24 protein-coding genes are annotated in these 18,615 nt (G+C 65.9%); 18 read left to right on the top strand and 6 right to left on the bottom strand.

Annotation, left to right across the window (positions count from 1 at the left end; genetic code table 11):
• Positions 1–15 precede the first annotated feature (15 nt).
• From NX02_RS30335 to NX02_RS30345, 3 genes are read left to right on the top strand one after another with little or no spacing between them, the layout of a single operon-like run.
• The gene (locus NX02_RS30335; RefSeq protein WP_047100418.1) at positions 16–216 is read left to right on the top strand and encodes a hypothetical protein; all 201 of its coding nucleotides are present in this window, start codon (positions 16–18) and stop codon (positions 214–216) included.
• On the top strand, positions 213–791 hold the full coding sequence (locus tag NX02_RS30340) for a thermonuclease family protein (protein WP_047100419.1): 579 nt from the start codon (positions 213–215) through the stop codon (positions 789–791). Before NX02_RS30335 ends, NX02_RS30340 begins: the two co-directional genes overlap by 4 nt.
• Positions 788–997 carry a Thoeris anti-defense Tad2 family protein gene (locus NX02_RS30345; protein WP_047100420.1) on the top strand — a complete coding sequence of 70 codons (210 nt, stop codon included), beginning with the start codon at positions 788–790 and terminating at the stop codon, positions 995–997. The genes NX02_RS30340 and NX02_RS30345 overlap by 4 nt, the downstream gene beginning before the upstream one ends.
• On the opposite strand, the gene NX02_RS30350 is transcribed toward NX02_RS30345, so the two are convergent.
• The gene (locus NX02_RS30350) at positions 994–1,491 is read right to left on the bottom strand and encodes a hypothetical protein (protein ID WP_047100421.1); all 498 of its coding nucleotides are present in this window, start codon (positions 1,489–1,491) and stop codon (positions 994–996) included. The two genes, NX02_RS30345 and NX02_RS30350, sit on opposite strands and share 4 nt — an antisense overlap.
• 129 nt (positions 1,492–1,620) lie before the next feature.
• On the opposite strand from NX02_RS30350, the gene NX02_RS33420 reads away from it, so the two are divergent.
• Together NX02_RS33420 and NX02_RS30360 are read left to right on the top strand one after the other, a co-directional pair.
• Positions 1,621–1,944: a DUF7007 domain-containing protein gene (locus NX02_RS33420; RefSeq protein ID WP_053000809.1), complete on the top strand. Its 324-nt coding sequence runs from the start codon at positions 1,621–1,623 to the stop codon at positions 1,942–1,944.
• The gene (locus NX02_RS30360) at positions 1,941–2,894 is read left to right on the top strand and encodes a deazapurine DNA modification protein DpdA family protein (protein ID WP_047100422.1); all 954 of its coding nucleotides are present in this window, start codon (positions 1,941–1,943) and stop codon (positions 2,892–2,894) included. Before NX02_RS33420 ends, NX02_RS30360 begins: the two co-directional genes overlap by 4 nt.
• Positions 2,895–3,000: 106 nt before the next feature.
• Here the strand turns inward: NX02_RS30360 and arsH are convergent, their stop codons facing one another.
• From arsH to NX02_RS30385, 5 genes are read right to left on the bottom strand one after another with little or no spacing between them, the layout of a single operon-like run.
• Positions 3,001–3,741, bottom strand: a complete 741-nt coding sequence (gene arsH / locus NX02_RS30365; RefSeq protein ID WP_047100423.1) for an arsenical resistance protein ArsH — start codon at positions 3,739–3,741, stop codon at positions 3,001–3,003.
• Entirely contained in the window at positions 3,738–4,808 is a 1,071-nt protein-coding gene (gene arsB / locus NX02_RS30370) for an ACR3 family arsenite efflux transporter (protein WP_047100424.1), read from the bottom strand. The genes arsH and arsB overlap by 4 nt, the downstream gene beginning before the upstream one ends.
• Positions 4,809–4,811: 3 nt before the next feature.
• The gene (gene arsC, locus NX02_RS30375) at positions 4,812–5,237 is read right to left on the bottom strand and encodes an arsenate reductase (glutaredoxin) (protein ID WP_047100425.1); all 426 of its coding nucleotides are present in this window, start codon (positions 5,235–5,237) and stop codon (positions 4,812–4,814) included.
• Positions 5,234–5,764, bottom strand: coding sequence for an arsenate reductase ArsC (locus NX02_RS30380; RefSeq protein WP_047100426.1), 531 nt, complete (start codon positions 5,762–5,764; stop codon positions 5,234–5,236). The genes arsC and NX02_RS30380 overlap by 4 nt, the downstream gene beginning before the upstream one ends.
• Positions 5,765–5,775: 11 nt before the next feature.
• Positions 5,776–6,108: an ArsR/SmtB family transcription factor gene (locus NX02_RS30385; protein WP_047100427.1), complete on the bottom strand. Its 333-nt coding sequence runs from the start codon at positions 6,106–6,108 to the stop codon at positions 5,776–5,778.
• 155 nt (positions 6,109–6,263) lie between these two features.
• Here NX02_RS30385 and NX02_RS30390 point away from each other — a divergent pair, with 155 nt between their 5' ends.
• The 13 genes from NX02_RS30390 (at position 6,264) to NX02_RS30450 (ending at position 18,526) form a co-directional block, all read left to right on the top strand.
• Positions 6,264–7,406, top strand: a complete 1,143-nt coding sequence (locus NX02_RS30390; protein WP_047100428.1) for a tyrosine-type recombinase/integrase — start codon at positions 6,264–6,266, stop codon at positions 7,404–7,406.
• Entirely contained in the window at positions 7,396–9,192 is a 1,797-nt protein-coding gene (locus NX02_RS30395) for a site-specific integrase (protein ID WP_126014903.1), read from the top strand. Before NX02_RS30390 ends, NX02_RS30395 begins: the two co-directional genes overlap by 11 nt.
• The gene (locus tag NX02_RS30400; RefSeq protein ID WP_047100429.1) at positions 9,189–11,036 is read left to right on the top strand and encodes a site-specific integrase; all 1,848 of its coding nucleotides are present in this window, start codon (positions 9,189–9,191) and stop codon (positions 11,034–11,036) included. The genes NX02_RS30395 and NX02_RS30400 overlap by 4 nt, the downstream gene beginning before the upstream one ends.
• Positions 11,020–11,460 carry a hypothetical protein gene (locus tag NX02_RS30405; RefSeq protein ID WP_047100430.1) on the top strand — a complete coding sequence of 147 codons (441 nt, stop codon included), beginning with the start codon at positions 11,020–11,022 and terminating at the stop codon, positions 11,458–11,460. Before NX02_RS30400 ends, NX02_RS30405 begins: the two co-directional genes overlap by 17 nt.
• Positions 11,461–11,770: 310 nt before the next feature.
• Complete coding sequence (locus NX02_RS30410) at positions 11,771–13,384, top strand: PRTRC system ParB family protein (RefSeq protein WP_047100431.1); 1,614 nt, start codon at positions 11,771–11,773, stop codon at positions 13,382–13,384.
• 37 nt (positions 13,385–13,421) lie between these two features.
• Positions 13,422–13,853, top strand: a complete 432-nt coding sequence (locus NX02_RS30415; RefSeq protein ID WP_047100432.1) for a PRTRC system protein E — start codon at positions 13,422–13,424, stop codon at positions 13,851–13,853.
• Positions 13,854–13,893: 40 nt separating this feature from the next.
• On the top strand, positions 13,894–14,100 hold the full coding sequence (locus NX02_RS30420) for a PRTRC system protein C (protein ID WP_047100433.1): 207 nt from the start codon (positions 13,894–13,896) through the stop codon (positions 14,098–14,100).
• Positions 14,101–14,232: 132 nt separating this feature from the next.
• Positions 14,233–15,264, top strand: coding sequence for a hypothetical protein (locus NX02_RS30425; protein ID WP_245648924.1), 1,032 nt, complete (start codon positions 14,233–14,235; stop codon positions 15,262–15,264).
• A gap of 7 nt (positions 15,265–15,271) precedes the next feature.
• Positions 15,272–16,099, top strand: a complete 828-nt coding sequence (locus NX02_RS30430; RefSeq protein WP_047100434.1) for a PRTRC system protein B — start codon at positions 15,272–15,274, stop codon at positions 16,097–16,099.
• On the top strand, positions 16,096–16,755 hold the full coding sequence (locus NX02_RS30435) for a PRTRC system protein A (protein WP_047100435.1): 660 nt from the start codon (positions 16,096–16,098) through the stop codon (positions 16,753–16,755). The genes NX02_RS30430 and NX02_RS30435 overlap by 4 nt, the downstream gene beginning before the upstream one ends.
• Positions 16,745–17,548, top strand: a complete 804-nt coding sequence (locus NX02_RS30440; protein ID WP_047100436.1) for a PRTRC system ThiF family protein — start codon at positions 16,745–16,747, stop codon at positions 17,546–17,548. Before NX02_RS30435 ends, NX02_RS30440 begins: the two co-directional genes overlap by 11 nt.
• Positions 17,548–17,811: a hypothetical protein gene (locus tag NX02_RS30445; RefSeq protein ID WP_047100437.1), complete on the top strand. Its 264-nt coding sequence runs from the start codon at positions 17,548–17,550 to the stop codon at positions 17,809–17,811. Before NX02_RS30440 ends, NX02_RS30445 begins: the two co-directional genes overlap by 1 nt.
• Positions 17,812–17,881: 70 nt before the next feature.
• On the top strand, positions 17,882–18,526 hold the full coding sequence (locus NX02_RS30450) for a hypothetical protein (protein WP_047100438.1): 645 nt from the start codon (positions 17,882–17,884) through the stop codon (positions 18,524–18,526).
• Positions 18,527–18,615 lie beyond the last annotated feature (89 nt).

Below are 18,615 nucleotides of genomic sequence, written 5' to 3' on the forward strand. Positions count from 1 at the left end.
GCGACAGGAGCTATCATGTCCATCACCGCCACCGCGCGCAGCCCCAAGCGCGACACGTTGTGCAGCCGACGCAATGCCGAGCGCATCGCGCTCCGCCTGCACGATGACACCTGGACCCGCGTCAGCGTCGTCCGCACCGCCGATACGCTGCAGCCGTGGCGTGTCACCACTTCGCCCTCGCACCTCGACCATGTCGAGATGGAGATCCGCTCGTGATCCGCTTCCTTCTTTGTTCCGCGTTGCTTCTGGGTGGCTGCGACGCGCTTGCCGACCGCGCTACGGACCGGGCCCGCGATGCCGGCGCCGCCGCCGTCGCACGCGCGTTCGATTCAACCGGCGCGGATCCCGCGCGGCCGAACCTGCAGGGCAGGGGCCGCGCGATCGACGGCGACACCGTCTCGATGGACTTCCGCCTGTCGGGCGTCGATGCTTACGAGCGCAAGCAGATGTGCGCACGCGACAATGCCTGCTGGCCGTGCGGCAAAATCGCCCAGGACTTCGCTGCGAAGGCTCTCCGCGACCGCCCTGCCACGATCGAGCTTGTCGGCGGCGCCACCTATGGGCGGCCCGTCGCAATCGTCACGGTTGACGGTGAAGATCTCGGCGAGATGATGATCCGCGCCGGGCTTGCCGTGCCGGCGCCGCGCTATCTCAAAAGCGACCCGGCACGCGCGCGGCGATACGAGGACGCGGCCAGGACCGCGCGTCGCGAACGGCGCGGCGCCTATGCCGGCGACTGGATCGAGCCCGCCTCATGGCGACGCGGGCAGCGACTGGAGTGCGAGACATGATGCTCGACGAGGTACTTGGCCATCTGCGCAGCGGCGCTCGCGCCCGCCGTGCCGGATGGCATGACGGACTGCTCTACATTCACGCGCCGTCGAACACGGATTTCCTCGAGGTGATCCTTGTCTATCGCCAGGGCGGACACGACCGCGAACAGCCATGGCCGCCGCGGCGGGCCGACTGGTTTGCCGACGACTGGAGCCTTCTCTAGACCTTGCGCCGTTCGCGCACATCCTTCCCCCAGGACTCGCCGAACCGGATATCTTCCGTCTTGTCGACAACGGGGCCGTCGGGCTCAGCCGCCACATAGGGATCGGCCAGCGGCTTTGCCCGGACGCCCATCGTCGCCAGCTTGCCCACCGTTCGCGCACGAAACTCGAGGATCGGCAGAATCCAGTCGAGCGACGCCAGGATATCGGCGATGCCCCGGCCCGCCAGCGCGTAATAGATCGCCCGCTGGAAATCATCGCAGGCGTTGTTCGACAGGATCTCGACGAGCTTCGCCGTCCCGTCGCTGGCCTGGCCCTCGTGAATCCAGCCGAGCGCCTGCCGCAGTTCGAGGATCGAGTAATAGGCGTCGTCATAGCCCATGCCGAGGCACAGGTTGGCGATCGCGCGCCGGTTGGGGGAATTCTCGGGATCGAGTGCGGCATCGCGCAGCACGATCTCGGCGTCGAACTGTTTCACGAACTCGGCAAGCTTCATGGGGGCAAACCTCCTGCGCCTCCGAACATATCATGAACAATCGGACTGTCAACGACGGGCCGGCCCTTTCACCCTGCACTGGAGAAGCATCGCATGACATTCGCATCCAGCCCGCGCCCCACTTGCTGCATGTGGGGCCAGATCGACTTTGCCTGCGAGCTTGTTCCCGGCATATGGGTGGTCAGCACGCCGTCTCACGGCGGACTGATACTTTCCGACGAACGGCAGCGGGCAATGCCCGACGCGCTGCGTCTCGAGTCCAACGAATATGAGCACGACTGCAACTGGTCGCTTGTCTATCTGGCCTTCGAGCACGAGTTTGCGGCATTGCCGGATCCCTATGAGCCGGTTCGCATCCGCCACGCCCATGAGATCGCGGCGCGGTGGAAGCCCGAGCGCCACGCAGCCTTCGTCGCCTCGCGCGACGCCGCCGGCGAAACGGCGAAGCCATGAGCATCGAGATCCTCGTCGGCCTGCCACATCTGAACAACGGGCCGATCCTCGATCGCGTGCGCCGGCTCGGTCAGCCCGCGCTGGTTTCCGCCAACGCGCTGTCCCGCTGGGGCATGCGCGATGGCGTTCGCGAATGGCAGGGCTGGCGCACCACACAGCTCGCCAATGCCTACGGTCTTTCCAGCCTGGCGCTCGATTCCGCCGGATTCGTCGCCACCGCTGCCTATGGCGGCTTCCCGTGGGGTCTCGGCGACTATGTCGCGCTCGCGGCAAGCTATCCGTTCCGCTGGTGGGCGAGCGCCGACTATTGCGTCGAGCCTGAAATCGCGCGTGATCGCGCGGAGGTGCTCGACCGCATCTCGCGCACGATCCGCGCCAACAGGGATTGCCTGATGCTCGGCCGCGATGCCGGCATCGAGCGGACCTTCCTGCCGGTGATCCAGGGCCGACGTCCGCAAGACTACGAACGCTGCGCCGAGGCGCTTTGGGGGCCGATCAGCCGGCAGCGCCGCGTGGGCGTCGGCAGCATGTGCCGGCGCGACGTCCGCGGTGACGAAGGCGTGATCGCCGTCGTCGAACATCTCGATGCGATCCTGCCGGCATCGACCCGGCTGCACCTGTTCGGGGTGAAGGGCGATGCCATCCCCTATCTGCTGCCCTACGCGCATCGGATCGAGACACTCGATAGCCAGGCCTATGGCATCAGCGCCCGCCGCGAGGCCCATCGCCGGCGCACGCGCAAGTCGGATCGCTTTGTCGCCGACCATCTCGAGGCATGGCTCAGGGCGCAGAATGCGAAGCTGCGGGCTGCGCCGGCACGCCTGCCGATCGCCGCGGCGCCGGCGCCCGACCCCGCCCCGACAGATCCATGGGAAGCCGCGATCGCGCAGGCCCAGGCCGAGATCCGCGACCTCATCGAGTCCGGCGACCTCTTAGGTCCGGTCCTCTGATCTGTCTCATTAGGAACGGATGCGGAGAGGGATCAGGCCGACCGCCGCGCTAACCCAAAGAGCTGGCGGTGGTCGGCCTGATCCCTCGCTTGGCGAGGCGCTCGACTTAAGCGATCGACTGCGATGCCAGATCGGGGGCGGCATCCTGCTTTGCCGCCTCCGCCTTCCGCTCCGAATAGCGGTCGACGAGCTGCACGGCGTGCCCACGGGTGAGCACGGTAAAGCGCACCAGCTCCTCCATCACATCGACGATGCGGTCATAGTAACTGGAGGGCTTCATGCGACCGGCTTCGTCGAACTCCTTGTAGGCCATCGCCACGCTTGACTGGTTGGGGATGGTGAACATCCGCATCCAGCGGCCGAGCAGCCGGAGCGTGTTGACCGCGTTGAACGACTGCGATCCGCCCGACACCTGCATCACCGCCAGCGTGCGGCCCTGGGTCGGGCGCATCCCCTTCATCTCCAGCGGCAGATGGTCGATCTGCGCTTTCATGATACCGGTGATCTGGCCGTGACGCTCCGGGCTGCACCACACCATGCCCTCCGACCACATGGCATGGTCGCGCAGTTCATGGACGGCGGGATGATCGTCGCCCTTCACCTGATCGGGCAACGGCAGGTCGGTCGGATCGAAGATGCGCGTCTCCGCCCCGAAGAACTGGAGCAACCGTGCCGCCTCCTCGACTGCGAAACGCGAGAAGGACCGTTCGCGCAATGAACCATAGAGCAGCAGGATACGCGGCGGTGGATCGCCCGCACCAAGCCCGAACGCGGGCCGCTCATGGACATAGCGGAGATCGAGCGCCGGCAGATGATCCGGGTCGGTCAACTCGCTGATACGGGTCAAGCAGCGGCTCCCTTCTCATACCAGCCGCGTGTCCGCTTCACGATCGCCACGACCGACAGCATCACCGGCACCTCGACCAGCACGCCAACCACCGTGGCGAGCGCGGCGCCGGACTTGAGGCCGAACAGGCTTATTGCGGCGGCCACCGCCAGCTCGAAGAAATTGGACGCGCCGATCAGCGCGGCGGGCGCCGCCACGCACCATGCGACGCCAAAACGGCGGCTCAGCCAATAGGCCAGCCCGGCATTGAAATAGACCTGTACCAGAATCGGCACGGCGATGAGCGCGATCACAAAGGGCTGCGCGACGATTGCCTCGCCCTGGAAGCCGAACAGCAACATCAGCGTCGCCAGCAGGGCGGTGAGCGACACCGGCCCGAGCCGGGCCAGCAGCCGGTCAAGCGCGGCCTGTCCGCCTGATGCCAGCACGGCGCGACGGACGAGCTGCGCGACGATCACCGGCACGACAATGTAGAGGCCGACCGAGAGCAACAGCGTATCCCACGGCACCGTCACCGAGGCGACGCCGAGCAGCAGCCCGACCAGCGGTGCGAAGGCGAACACCATGATGAGGTCGTTCAGCGCCACCTGGCTCAACGTGTAATTGGGTTCGCCGTCGCAGAGGTTCGACCACACGAACACCATTGCCGTGCAGGGCGCAGCCGCCAGCAGGATCAGCCCGGCGATATAGGACGGCGCTTCGCCCGCCGGCAGCAACGGCGCGAACATCCAGCCCAGGAACAGCGTGCCGAGCAGCGCCATCGAGAAAGGCTTGACCGCCCAATTGATGAACAGCGTGACACCGACGCCCTTCCAATGCTGGCGCACCGATCCCAGCGCGCCGAAGTCGATCTTGAGCAGCATCGGCACGATCATCAGCCAGATCAGCACCGCGACGACGAGATTGACCCGCGCCACCTCGGCGGAGGCAATCGCGCCGAACAGGCCGGGCAACATATGGCCGAGCGCGATCCCAGCAACGATGCAGAGCGCCACCCACAGGGTCAGATAGCGCTCGAAGAAGGAGATGCCGGGACGAGCCGGCGTGGCGTCGAGAACGGTCGCCATGCCTCAGATCACCCGCGCGCCGGCCGCATCGACGACCTGTTGGCCGTCCTCCTTGGCGAATGCGCCCTGTTGCGGTGCGGGTAGCAGGTCCAGTACCGCCTCCGAAGGGCGACACAGTTTCACGCCGAGCGGCGAGACGACCAGCGGCCGGTTGATGAGGATCGGGTGTGCCATCATTGCGTCGATCAGGGCTTCATCTGACAGCGAGGGATCGCCCAGGCCTAGTTCGGCATAGGGCGTGCCCTTCTCGCGCAGCAGCTCGCGCGGCGTGATCCCGGCGCGCGCGATGAGCTGGACCAGCAATGGCCGCGACGGTGGGGTCTTCAGATATTCGATGACATGCGGCTCGATCCCGGCATTGCGGATCAGGCCCACCACGTTGCGCGACGTGCCGCACTCCGGGTTGTGATAGACGATGATGTCGGTCACGCCGCATCTCCCCGGCGAGTGGTCGAGCCTTCGGTATGGCCGATCTCGCGCAGCTTGGCGGTCAGCGCCGTGGCTTCGAGCTTGTCGATCGGCAGCGAGATGAACAGCCGGATACGGTTTTCCAGATAGTTCAGCGCCATCACGAAAGCGCGTTCGCGCTCTATGTCACCGCCCTGGACATGGCTTGGATCTTCGATGCCCCAATGGGCCGTCATTGGATGGCCGGGCCATACCGGGCAGACTTCACCGGCTGCGTCGTCGCAGACGGTGAACACGAAATCCATGACCGGCGCACCGGGCCGGGAAAACTCCTCCCAGCTTTTCGAGCGCAGGCCCTCGGTCGGATAGTCGAGCCGTTCCAGCAGTGCGAGCGCGTCGGGGTTAACCGCGCCCTTGGGATAGCTCCCGGCCGAGAAGGCATCGAAGCGACCTTGGCCGAGCTTGTTCATGGCGCTCTCGGCGAGGATCGAGCGTGCCGAATTGCCGGTGCAGAGGAACAGGACGTTGAACACGCGATCGGTGGACATGGCAGTCTCCGTCAGCAGCAGGGGACGAGTTCGGCGACGAGCGGTGCACACAGTTCCGGTTTTCCGGCGCAGCAGTCCTTCACCAGAAAGAGGGTCAGCGCGCGCAGCGCATCGAGGTCGGCGCAGTAGATGATCGACCGGCTTTGCCGCTCGGACTTCAGCAGGCCCGCGCGCGTCAACGCGGCGAGGTGCGCGGACATCGTGTTCTGAGGAACGTCGAGCGCTTTTGCGATCTCGCCGGCGGGCAATCCTTCGGGCTCGTGGCGCACCAGCAACCGAAATGCGTCAAGGCGTGTGCCCTGCGCGAGAGCGGCCAGGGCCGTGATAGCCGAATCAGTATCCATATATCCGAGATAGTGGATATATGGATGAATTGGAACAGGCGTCGTGTCGCCCGGCCCAAAAAGTGCTCGCTCAGCCGACTGTCCGAACTGGAAAGGCCGGGATGATGCTAGAATAACCGCCCTGATCCCGCGTGCGTGAGGCGGAGGTGTGATCCATGGTGACGATCATCCGTGCCGTTCCAGGTGAGCCCGGCATTCCCGCCGGGTTCCCCATCCTGTTCGACGCGAACATGGCCATCATCGAGCCGGCCTTTGCCTATCTGCTCGAACATGCCGAGGTTCATGGCCACTCCCAGGCCTCGGAGACGGTACGGACCTATGGCGAGCACCTGTATGAGTGGTTCGATGCGCTCGAGCAGTCCAACATCAAATGGGATGTCGCTGACGAGCATATACTCGCAGCTTATCGATCCCGAATGCTCGAAGGGCCGAGCCAGCATACCGGGCGGCCGTTTGCCCGCTCCACCATCAATGCCCGGGTTGCCACCGTCTATCGCTTCTATTCCTGGGCCCTCGATCACGACTTCATCCGGCATCGTGCGTTCCCGCGACCGTTGCAGACACGGCAGGGCAGGGGACCGCGTGTTGGGCCACAGATCAGACGCCGTTCGACCGGGAGCCTCACGGTCTCGGTCCCGGAGCAACTGCCACGACCAATGCGCCCCGATGAGCTGGCAAGGCTGTTCGCGCAGCTTGCGCCGACCGCGCGCCTTGCAGGGGAGTGGGCGCTGTGCGCAGGCCTTCGACGCAAGGAACTATGTGCTCTGGCGGTCGATCAGATACCGGATAGCTGGTCGCTTCACCCGGAAGAGACGCCGCTTGTAGGCGTGCCGCTCAGCATCACCAAGGGCGACCGGCCGCGAACGGTCTATCCGCCGGTTCGCCTGCTTGATCGCACGCACTGGTATATCGGAGAGGACCGGGCCCGGATCGTGCGGCGCGCGCGCAATGCCGATCCCCGCTACAGGGCGCCGCCCAATCTTCTCCTGAATGAACATGGCCGTGCGATGACGCGCAAACGCCTGACGGCGCTTCTGTCCGAGGCGTTCGCGGCCGCTGGGTTGCCCGGCACGCTGCATTGGCTCCGTCACACCTTCGCGATGGTGATGCTCACGCGGCTTCAGATCCAGGCTCGTGCCAATCCGGCGCTGAATCCGCTGAAGATCGTCCAGGTTCTGTTGGGCCATGCCTCGATCGCGACGACCGCCATCTACCTGCGCTGCGTCGAGCTGTACGAACCCGATATCAACGAGAGCCTTGCCTGGCTCTACGGCGAAGCGATCAACGATGCTGGCTGAGGGACGGATCGACCGCCGTATCGCGATCGATCGAGCATCGACCGCGCAAGCGCCAGATGATCGACGCTTCTCCTTTCGTGATGAATGGGGACAGGTCGTGCAGACGTTCGATCCGGTCGCCCTCGACATGCCACATGACCTCACCTGCGCCTTTGTCGAGGCGTTCAGGGTTCATGATGCCGGATCTTCGATCTCCACACGACGCGGACGCTGGAGAGTGATCCGGCGCTTCGGTCGCTTCCTACGCACAGAAGGCGTAAGCTGTGCTGCTGATGTGAACGCCGGCACGATCCGGCGCTACATTGATGCGCTGGCACCCTCGATAGAAGGCCGCCAGCTCAGCCGAGCCACGATGGCTCAACGCTTCGCCAGCCTGAAACCATTGCTCGAGCGCATCGAGCAGACCGATCCGGATCTGTTCGGGAGCGCGCTCGCCATCCCCTACAGCCCGTTCCCCAGCACGGGGTGGGCGCCAGAACCCAAAGCCCGGCTCACGGCAGCGGAAATGAAAACGATCCTCGCGGCCGCCTATGAAGAGATCGACATCGCATGGGCGCGGTTCCAGCGCGGCCAGAAGATCATCGCCTCTCCCCAACCCCCGGAGGGAACTGGTCCGAGAGAGGCGCTCGCGCGCTGGGTGTGGAAACTCCACCGGATCGGCGGCGGCATCGCTCCGAGCGGCGAGGCAATCCGCGCTGCCGGGATCAACCCGAACTCGCTCGAGCATCATGGACGTCAGGAGGCGATCGCTCAGCATTATCACCTGACCTCGCACACGATGGGGCCGTTCTTTGTCGCGCTGGCGATCCAGCTTGCCGCCAATCCCCAGCCTCTTCGGGCGATCCGCCGCGACTGCCTCGTGCCCCATCCACTCGATGATCATCGGGTCATGGTGGAATGGCTCAAGCAGCGGGGCGGTCGAACTCCGAAAATGCAGCGTCGGTCCTTCGACCGCCGTAAAATGCGATCCGCACCGCGTCTGATCGAAATGCTGCTGGCGATGACCGAGCCGCTGATCGAGCATGCTCCGCCTGAAGAACGGGAATGTCTGTTCCTGATCCGCTATCTGTCGCGGGCCTATTATCGCAGGCACGACTATCCTGCCGGCCTGATCGCGCCCGACAGCATCCCCGGGTTCATCAATCGCTTCATCGGCCGCACCAACAGGCGGATCGAACGCTGGAACACCGCACATCCGGAGCAACCGAAACCACTGGTGCCCAAGTTCACGGCCTCGCAACTACGCGGCAGCGTCGCCACGGAGCATTATCTGGCTTCTGGCGGCGACCTGCGCGCGGCAGGGACGGTTCTCAATCACGCCAGCCTCGTCACGACCGATCGCTACGTCGAGGGACCGGCCGCACGGAAGCTCGAGCAGGAGACGATCGCGCGCCTTCAGAAGCTCATGGTAGCCTGGGTCTGCGGACCCGACCGGAAGGAGCCCGCCCGCCACGGCCCGGTAACGGCATTGTTCGGGCATCGTTGTCTGGCGCCTGTCGAACAGGGCGCTGACGGAAATCCGCATCTCTGTCCGAGACTGCGAGGTTGCCTTGCCTGTCCGGGGCTGATCGTTCCGCTTGATGTCGAGCGGTTCGCGCGCGTGCTGCAAGCTCGCCGGCATCTTCTCGACGCCCGCGATCAGATCGATCCGGCTCGCTGGGCGTTGTTCTATGCGCCCAGCTTGCAGGTGCTCGAACATGATCTTCTTCCGGCGTTCCCGCCCGACTTGAGGGAGGAGGCAGAACAACGGGCCGCGATGCTCCCCGATCTCCCGGAACTGGAATGAGCGTTCCGCTCCTCGCCTTGCCGCAGGCCTCGCTGCGCGTCTCTCCGCACTCGATGTTCGGCGACGACCATTGGCAGATGGCGACAGGCGTCGTGGGTCAGCGGGACACCACCTTCCGCGTCGACTGGGGGTTCACACTGCCCGACGGAAGCCGGTTCAACGAGCCGCATTGGCGGACGCTGCGCGAGGCGAGCAAGCATCTGCTCTGGTCGTTGCACAGCGATCCACCTCCCGGTCGATCCGCGCTCTCGTTACGTTCGCTTGGAACGCAGGGAACGCTCCAGCGGGTCGTGCTGGAATGGATGGCGGGCCGCGGCCTGGCTCGATGGTCGGAACTGGATGACGAGGCCATCCGGCATCTATTCGATGATCTCGCCCAGCGCCCGAGAGACAATGGCACGATGGCGCTATCGACCGCGAGCAACTACCGCACGCTGCTGCGGGCGTTTTACCAACAGCGTGAGAAGCTTCCCGACACCCCGAAATCCGCGCCGCCTGCGCTCAATGAGCTGGGCCGTTGGCGCCCGGTCGAGCGGTGGCCCTATACGCCTGATGAAATCGCAATGCCGCTCGTTGCGGGAGCGCTCCATCTCATCGGCGAGCCAGCCGATACCATCCTTCATATGCGTGACGACATACAGGCGCTGCACGATGCGGCTTCCGCAAAAGGGCATGCAAAACCGGGGCGTTCCAGGCGCATACGCCGATACCTGCACGCTGCTCCACCGATCGAGTTTGTTCCTGGGCAGGCTCAGCCGCTGACGGTCCAGCCGATGCTCACCTTCAATGGCATGGTGGCCCGTCTCTACGAGGCTTGCTTCATTGTCCTCGCCTATCTCGTTGGGCCGCGCGCTTCGGAAATCCTATCGCTGGAAGCCGGTTGCATCGAGCGGGTGCAGGGCGAGCAGCAGGAGATGTTCGCCTATCTGACCGGCACGATCCGAAAGGACGCTCCAGGAGACGGAGTGCCGCATCGCTGGATCGCCCCCGAACCCGCCGTTCGCGCCATCGAAGTTCTTGAGCGCCTATCGGCACCATGGCGAGCGATCGACGGCCGACAATATCTCTGGCTGCTCCAGGTCCGCCCGGGGAGCGCGATCCGAACCTCGGCATTGCCGATCGAGCCGCTCACCAGTTCGGCTATGAATATACGCCTGAATGACGGCATTGGGGCCGCGCTTCGCCTTCCCGAAATCAACGGTGAAAGCTGGAGGCTTGCCACCCACCAGGGCCGCAAGACCTTCGCGCGGTTCGTGGGCCGGCGCGACAGGACCGGTCTCGCGGCATTGGCCAAGCATCTCGGGCATGTGACCCGCGCCATGACCGACCGCGCCTATGTCGGCACGGACTTCGAGCTGGTTGAACTGGTCGACGCCCAGGCGGCACGAGAAACCCGCGCCGCGCTCGAAGAGTTGCTGGTCGCGCCTCGCCTGGGCGGCAAGGCGGGGCGCGATCTTGCGGCGCGATCGCCGTTCCGCGGTCGCACGCACGATGGCGACCTCGATGCCTACATCACCCGCCTGTTGGCCGATACCGACATCAGGCTCGGCGTCTGCGACTGGGGCTACTGTCTCTACCGTCGGGAGACGTCTGCCTGCCTCGGGTCCGACAAAGAGCCCAATCCCGTTCTCCGCACGCAGGGCACATGCGTCACTTGCGCGAACTTCGCGGTGAGCGAACGTCACAAGCCGGTCTGGGAAGCCCGCCTGAAACGAAACCTGGCTCTCCTGGAAAGAACCGACCTTGACCCTGAAAGCCGAAATCTGGCGATCACGCGGGTCGAGGAGAGCCGCCGCGTGATCGACGATCTCGATTTGCAGCCCGCCGATGGCAACCTCGGCTGATACGCCCCAAGGGCGTCGCCGCGAGCGGGTCGCTACCCGCCTGCGGGAAGCTCTCGCCGTGTTGCGCGCCGATCCTGAATCCGAAATCTCCGTTGCGGCGCTGGCCCGGCACGCCGGCATCGGACGCAATGCGCTCTACACCAATCATCGCGCTGTGCTTGAAGATCTCCGTGCCCTTCAGGCTGAACGATCTCCGGCTTCGGGTCAGGATGAGGTTCCAAAGCTGGATGGAGGAAAGGGGGAGGCGGAGGTGCGGATCCGGGTGCTGGCCACCGAGAATGCCTCTCTCTTGCGGCGCGCGTTGATCGCGGAGAGCCGCGCGAAGCGGTTGGAGGAGCGCAATGCCGACCTTGTCCGCGAGCTTCGGGACCGACGCAATGTTGCTATGCTGCCGATCGCCCCGCCGAATGCGTCCGAAGAATAGCCGCGCGCGGGGCTAACCAGACGTCCGGTTAGCGAGCGCGCCCGAAAACCCTTCAAGATCAGCCAACTGGACCTAATCGGACAGGCCGAACCAGACCTAAGATCTTGATCATGCGGAACTCACCGCGCCATGGCTCGAGCAATGGGCCGCTGACATCCACCGGAGGCAAGCCGCCGAGCAATGAAGAGGGGAGGGGGAAGGGCAGGGTTGAGCATCAGGCTCGACGGAAAGAGGGCGCGCACCCGCGAAGGAGGCGCGACGCCAATCCCGAAGGAGACCCGCCTTGACCCCATCGCACCCGCATGCAGCCATGACGCTGCCGCTCTCCAAGATCATGCTTGGGTACAATCCACGTCGCTATTTCGACCGTAAAAAGCACGAGGACCTGGTCGCCTCGTTCCGGCTGCGCGGCATGCTTCAGCCGATGCTCCTCCGCCCGGCGGCCGGCGGCGACGACACCTACGTCGTTGTCGCGGGAGGCCGCCGGTATCGGGCCGCGCTCGAGGCCTTCGGCCCAGAAGGGGAGGTACCCGTCGTCATCCGCGAGATGACCGACCAGGAAGCGCTGGAAGCGGCGATCGACGAGAACGACAATCGCGACGATGCGTCGGAGACGGAGCAGGCGGACGCCGCCGTTCGGGTTCTCGCCGCCTGCCAGAATGATCGTGCAGAGGCGGCGCGGCGGCTCGGCTGGTCCCAGGCCAAATTCGACCGCCGCCTCGCCCTCGCGAATCTCTCCGACGCCGTGAAGCTCGCGCTCGATGAGCGCCGCATCAAGGTCGGGCATGCCGAGCTGCTCGCTGCCATTCCAGCGGACAAGCAGGACAAGGCTCTCGACACGATCACCGCTTCCGGTCTCGACGTCGGAAAAACGCGCGACCTCCTGATGCGCGTCACGCAGGATCTCGCCAACGCCTGCTTCGACAAGACCGAATGCATGGCCTGCCCGTTCAACTCCGGAACGCAACGAGCCCTCTTCGAAACCCATGTCGATGAAGGCCATTGCACCAATCCCGGCTGCTTCCAGCTCAAGACCGAAGCAATCGAAAAGGCCCGGATCGAGGCCCAGGAGCGCGCTGCGGCTGCCGCACAGGCCGAGGCCGCCGATCGGCAAGCGGACGGTGACGATGGGGAAGCTGCTCCCGACGCCGACGAGCTGGCCGATACCGACGACGATGGCGACGGTGAGGCCTCGCATCCAGGGGTTCGAGCGGCCGCGGTCGCGGCCAATCGGTCGTCGTCCGGCGCGATCGTCAAGCCGGCCGCCCGGGCTGGCGGTGCGACCGTCTCCGCCAAATCGATCGCCGGCCGCACCGCCGATCTTCGGGAGGCGACCTGGCGAACGGCGCTTGCCCGGGGCCTCGCCGATAATCCGTCCCATGCGCATGCCGCGATCCTCGTCGCCGGCCTGACTGGTACGCTCGCGCAGATCAAGCCGGCTACCTTGACGTCGCGCGCCGGGCTGCTGGTCAACCCTTCGTTTCCCGACCTGAGCTTCGAAGAGAAGATCGAGGGGATCCGCGCGCTTTCGGACGCGCAGGCAGCGAACACCCTTGCCGCGATCGCGGCGGCCTATGCGCGCGATGTGCAGTCCTTTGCGCATGTCGCCGACCTTGCCCGAGCGTTCGCAATCGACATCCGGCACGGCTGGCGTGTCGATCGATCTTTCCTGGAGCGGTACACAAAGGACGAGCTCAAATTCATCGCCCAGGAGTGCGGCCTCATCGCGCACATGGGCGAGAAGGCGTTCGCAAAGCTGCTCGCTTCCAAGAAGGCCGACCTTGTCGCCGGGATGCTCAACGCGGTCGGCTTCGATTGGGCCGGCCGCCTGCCGAGCGGCATGACCCTCGACGGGAAATACGGGCCTCCTCCGGCCCCTATTCGCCCCAACGCCGACCGCGGCATTCCCGCGATCGCGGCCTGACGGCCCTCTCTTCCCTCCAAAATAAGGACTGACAATCATGCTGATCGCAAGTCTCTTGCCGTTGCTCGGCCGCTACTCGCTCGGATTTGACCTCGTGGCGGGTCCGGACGAGACCGTTACGTTGACCGTCATCCCTCGCGCAACTGAGGGCAAAGCCCAGCGGCTCGAGACGGGAGAGCTGCGGCCGATCTCGATCACGGCGACGGCAGCGGAAATCGACATCGAACTCGCCAAGGGGGCAGACGGCGCGCTCGGCCAGCTTATCGCTTCGCGCAAGACCCTCGCCGACCAGATATCTGAGCAGCGCGAGGCGGCCGAGGCCGCACGCGCGGCGTCGGCGGAAGCGGCCAAGGCGAAAGCCGCCTCCGCAGCACCCCGACCGGCCCCGACGAGCAGCTCGCCCGTCACGCCGCCCGCGGGCGCGCTTCCGGCCGATGCCAAGTCGGACGAACCCGCCAGCCTCTGGTGAGCACCTCGAGCCCCTGTCCAGCGCCAAGGAGTACGCCCCAATGCAGATCAACCAGCTTGACCGCGCCTATCGATATGACGGCATCGATCTCCCGGTTCCACCCCATCTCGCGCACGACCCGCAGGCTCTGCGTGCCTATCACGCAACGCTCTACCCGGCGATCCTCAACGCCGAGACGGTCGACGCCGGCGTGAACGGGGGTGTCCACGTCACCGAATACCGCCGCGCCGTCGGCACAAAGGGTTGATCGTGCCCCGCCGTCACGGCGGAGCCATCCCCGCCGCACCGCGCAAGACGCTTCTCGAATGGATCGAGTTCGATGATGGCAACGCAACCGGCATCTCCCAGCCTTCCTGCAGCATCCAGGCCCGGGCCCTCCATGCGCAGCTCGCGCTCGAGTCCACTCATCGAAGCCACTCTCCGGAGCCGCTTCAGCCACCGGCAAGCCTCCGACTTCCGCCGCTCGGCTGATCTCGCCGGCCGATCGGTCGAGATCTCGCCCGACATACCACTGACCTTCGACCAGCCTCTTGCACGACACCATAAGCTGATCGGGCGTTGGGTCGCATCGCACGAGAAGGCGACGAGACGATATTCCCGTTGCGAGGCGCGACGGCGCATCGAGCATGTTTTCAACTCTGCTGCTGTCGAGGCGCTGCGTCCGATCGATCTCGCGGAGCTTCGCGTGGTCGTGCTGAACGGCGAGTCCGAGGGAGCGCCGGCGATCGTGATCATCTGCGAGAGCATCGGCCAACTAGATCTCGGATGGATCGAGACCAGCGAGGCGCCGATCGCCTGGCGCGCGGCTGCCTACGCGGCGCTCGAGCAGACCCTGGGGGCTGCGCTGCCGATCTTCGGCTACCAGGATCTCTTCGACGAAATATCCATGTACTATTGGGATGGCGAGACTGAGGATGACGCCGCCCGCCAGTGCCTCATCGACTATCACGGCGCAGACCCCGGCGATCTTGACGAAGTCGCGCTGCCGTCGACCATGGAGGCCAAGAAGCCCGCATGGATGATCGCGGCGAATGCAGCGCCGCTGGCGAAGCTTCCTCTCGACCTTCGCAAGGCACTACGCGAACTCCGCAGCGCGCACGACGCGCTTCGGCGCCTGCCGGGAGATTGCAACGCCTGGCACTTCGACGGGCAAATTCTCTACGAATATGTTCCCGGCCTCGAGGAATGTTCGACGCTGCCCCCGTTGACACTCGTGCCGGTCGAGTTCTTCGCGGCCGAGGTGGACGATGTCGGACGCCACGGCATGGAATACGGCTTCATGGATGTCGCGGGGATCTGCCCGCTCTCCGAGGCCGCGCACGTTGAGCGATGGTTCGCGTCGCTGCGCACCGGCGCTCACTTCCTGCTCGCTGCGCAGCAGCTGATCCAGCTCGATCCCGACAAATTGTGAGGCCCCAATGCCGGACCATAGCGCCCATTTCGAAGCCACCGCCGGAGGCATGGTGCTCACCAACGCCATCCTCCTGTACCGCACCGAGACCCCCCGCGGGCTCGATCCCTACCGCACCCCCGGGCAGGATGGACATGCCTTTGCCAGCATCCATCATGTGGAGCATGGCGGCGAAGGCGGGCCGACGATCGCCGCCGGCACGCCGCTGACCCGCGCCCACCTTCGCCAATGGACCGAGGCCCTCGGGCGCGCAGCGCCGCCTCAGATCCTTCCCCACAATGTGCTGGTTGCTCATCGCGACATGCTCGCCTGGTGGACGCCCGAGCAGGTCCGCCCGGCTTATTTCCATCTGTCCACACCGCCGGCCGGCCTGCGCGTCCTCGCGCAACGGACGATCCGGCCCGTTCCGTATCCCGCCCAGCTGTTCGTGGCGACGCCGCGCAGGCTCGGGGTCTATGCACTCGCCGAAAATGAGCGCCCCTCGGCGACCACGCATGTACTCCATTCGCCGATCCTCAACGTCTTCGTCGACGGCTCTCTCTGCTGGGGGAACATCCCGAGGCCGCGCACGCTGGACGTCGCGGCCATCCCCGTCTTCGAGCGGGCGCTCTTCGATTCCTGGTCGACGCACCCCAATCCCGGGCAGGAGCTGACCGTCACCGGCAAGGGCGGCCTGCTGAAGCTGTGGGACGACCTTGCGGCGCGCCAGGCGACGCGCTTCCCGGTGAGACGCCTCCGGCCGTTCATCGGCACAAGCCAGCGGCTGCCTTCGAGAAAGGCCAACGCCGAACCGATGACGCTGGAGCGGCTGATCGCCGAGGGCGCGGCGTCATGACCGTCCTCGCCGACGATCCCACCGCGGCCGCCATTCTCGCAGCGGCGCCCTGTTATCCGGTTCCGCCGATCGGTCGGTCCCCCGCGATCGACGCGGTACGCGCCTCCCGCACAGGCCATTGTCTCGCGGTCGGCAGGGACGGTGTCATGCTTATCGTGCGACGGCCATGGCTCGAGCTCGACATTCCTGTCACGCCGGCGTTCCCCGCCTACCTGCCTTATGGGAGCGTCGGCGAGCGCCGGGCGGAACTACGCTGCGGGCTGATCCCCCACGAACTGTTCGGCCGGATTCTCGATCACTTCCGCGCGGCCTTGCCCAACGAAGCTGCCGCCTTCGTCCTGTGGAACGAGAATGAGCGAAGCTTCTCGATCCACTACCCGCACATCGATGATGCCACTCCCTCCCGCGTGAACTATCGGTCCCCGATACTGGCGCCTGACCAACATCTCATCTGCGACATCCACACTCATGCGCATGGCGCGGCATTCTTCAGCGCGACGGACGATGCCGACGACGCGCACTCCACCAAGATCGCGCTGGTGCTCGGCCGTCTTGGTCAACCGGAAGGACCGGCCATCGCCTCGCGCTTGTGCGCCGGCGGGATATTCCTGCCGCTGCCGCGCAGCCCGTTTTCAGGAGACGACGATGCAGCCTGAAATCCCCAATCGCCACTATCTTCCTGCCGGCTTCGACAATCGCGCGATCAAGATCCTTCTAGTCGGCTGCGGCGGAAATGGCGCGCAGATGCTGATGGGACTGGCTTCGCTCGAGACAGCGCTACGCGCGATCTCCACCCGGTCGCTCCAGGTCACCGTCGTCGATGACGACGTCGTCAGCGAAGCCAATCTTGGCCGGCAACCCTTCTACCGATGCGACCTCGGCGCTTCCAAGGCCCGCACGCTCGTCGAGCGGATCAATCTCGCGCACGGCCTTTGCTGGCGAGCCGTCCATGGCCGCGCTCCCGAAGCGGTCAAGCTCGCCGACGCGGATATCCTCATCAGCTGCGTCGACACCGCTTCCGCGCGCCGCGCCCTGGGCGGCGATCTGGCGAATGGAACGTCCGTGCCCGCCTATTGGATGGACCTCGGCAACCGCGCCGGAGACGGGCAGTTCCTGATCGGGTCGCCTCACCGCTCCACCGGCCACGACCGGCGGCGCCTCCCGACCGTCCTCGAGTATTTCCCTGAGATCGCCGACGAAACGGAGCCCGACGACGATGCTCCGTCCTGCTCGGTGGCCGAGGCGCTCGAACGGCAGTCGCTTTTCGTCAACCGCGTTCTCGCAAGCCACGCTCTGGCGCTGCTGTTCGACCTCGTCGGGCGCGGGTCGATCGGCCACGCTGGTGGCTTCATCAACCTCATTCGCGGGCAATGCGTCCCGATCCCGCTTCCCGCGGTCGAGGAGGCGCAGGATCAGCGCGTATCGGCCGCGCTGCCCGGACCCGCGTGATGGGCGCTCGATCCTCCAAGGCCGAGGTGCGCAACCCCGTTCTTGCCCTGCCGGCGGTCGCCCGCCTCCGGGCGCTCAGTCCCGAGGCGCGCCTCGCGCTGCAGTCCGTGCTGCTCGACATCCAAAGCGAAGCCCGGCTTCGCGCCGAACGGAGTTGGCGGAGCCGCAAGCCACCGGTTGCCGCATATTGGGCCGCCTGCGGTGTCTATGCCGGTCACATCGCGCGCGCGATCGGCCCCGGGCCAGGGCGTCGGCGCGGCTGACCGCCAGGAAAAGGAGAGGGGGGAAGGGGCGGGGCGAGCGGACGTGCGCTTGAGCCCGGAGAACCTCCCCATGCACTACGATGTCGCGATGCGCCACCAGCAGGCGCTCGATCCCAGCGCGCTGACCACGATGGCAGCCACCCTCCACGCGATCGGTGCCGCCATCACCGACTGCCGCAACGCGGGCAAGGACCCCGAGATCGACGCAGCGGTCATCCTTCTCGCCCGCCACCTCGGGACTGTCTGCGAACGCCGCCCGGACGACATGGCGCTGCGCCGCAACTGCATGGACCAGATCGCCGAGATCCGGCGCCACCCTGTCCTGCGGACCCTCGCTTGTCGTGGTGTCGCCTACGACGAGGGTGCCAAACGCACCTTCCACAGCGAGGGGCGCACTGCCATGCGCCGGCTCGCCGACGCCCTTGGGCTTGAGGCCGATAGCTATGAGGTCCGCTCCAACAAGGGTGGTCCGGCCGTCTCGGGCGAGATCACCCTCCACGGCGAGGAGGTGTATGTCCAGCTCAGCCTGGGTGCGATGGGGGCCGGCCGCGAAATCCTGTTCCGGCGCTGCAGGGGGCGCAAGGACCATACCGGCGAGCGCAACCACTTTGCCTCAGTCGCCGAATTGCTGGCCCCGGACCGCTTCGCCGACCGGCTCCGCCGCGAACTCGCGCTCTCGCCGCCGGTCCGGCAGTCCGAGCGCCTCTTCGCCTGACGCCGCCAGTTACCAGGCCGCCGCCCTTTTCCGGAGCCGTCATGCCACCCATCGCCCAGCTCGCGGCCGCGGCAGCGGCCGCTCGGTCC

This window comes from Sphingomonas sanxanigenens DSM 19645 = NX02 (genome assembly GCF_000512205.2).
Lineage (GTDB): Bacteria > Pseudomonadota > Alphaproteobacteria > Sphingomonadales > Sphingomonadaceae > Sphingomonas_D > Sphingomonas_D sanxanigenens.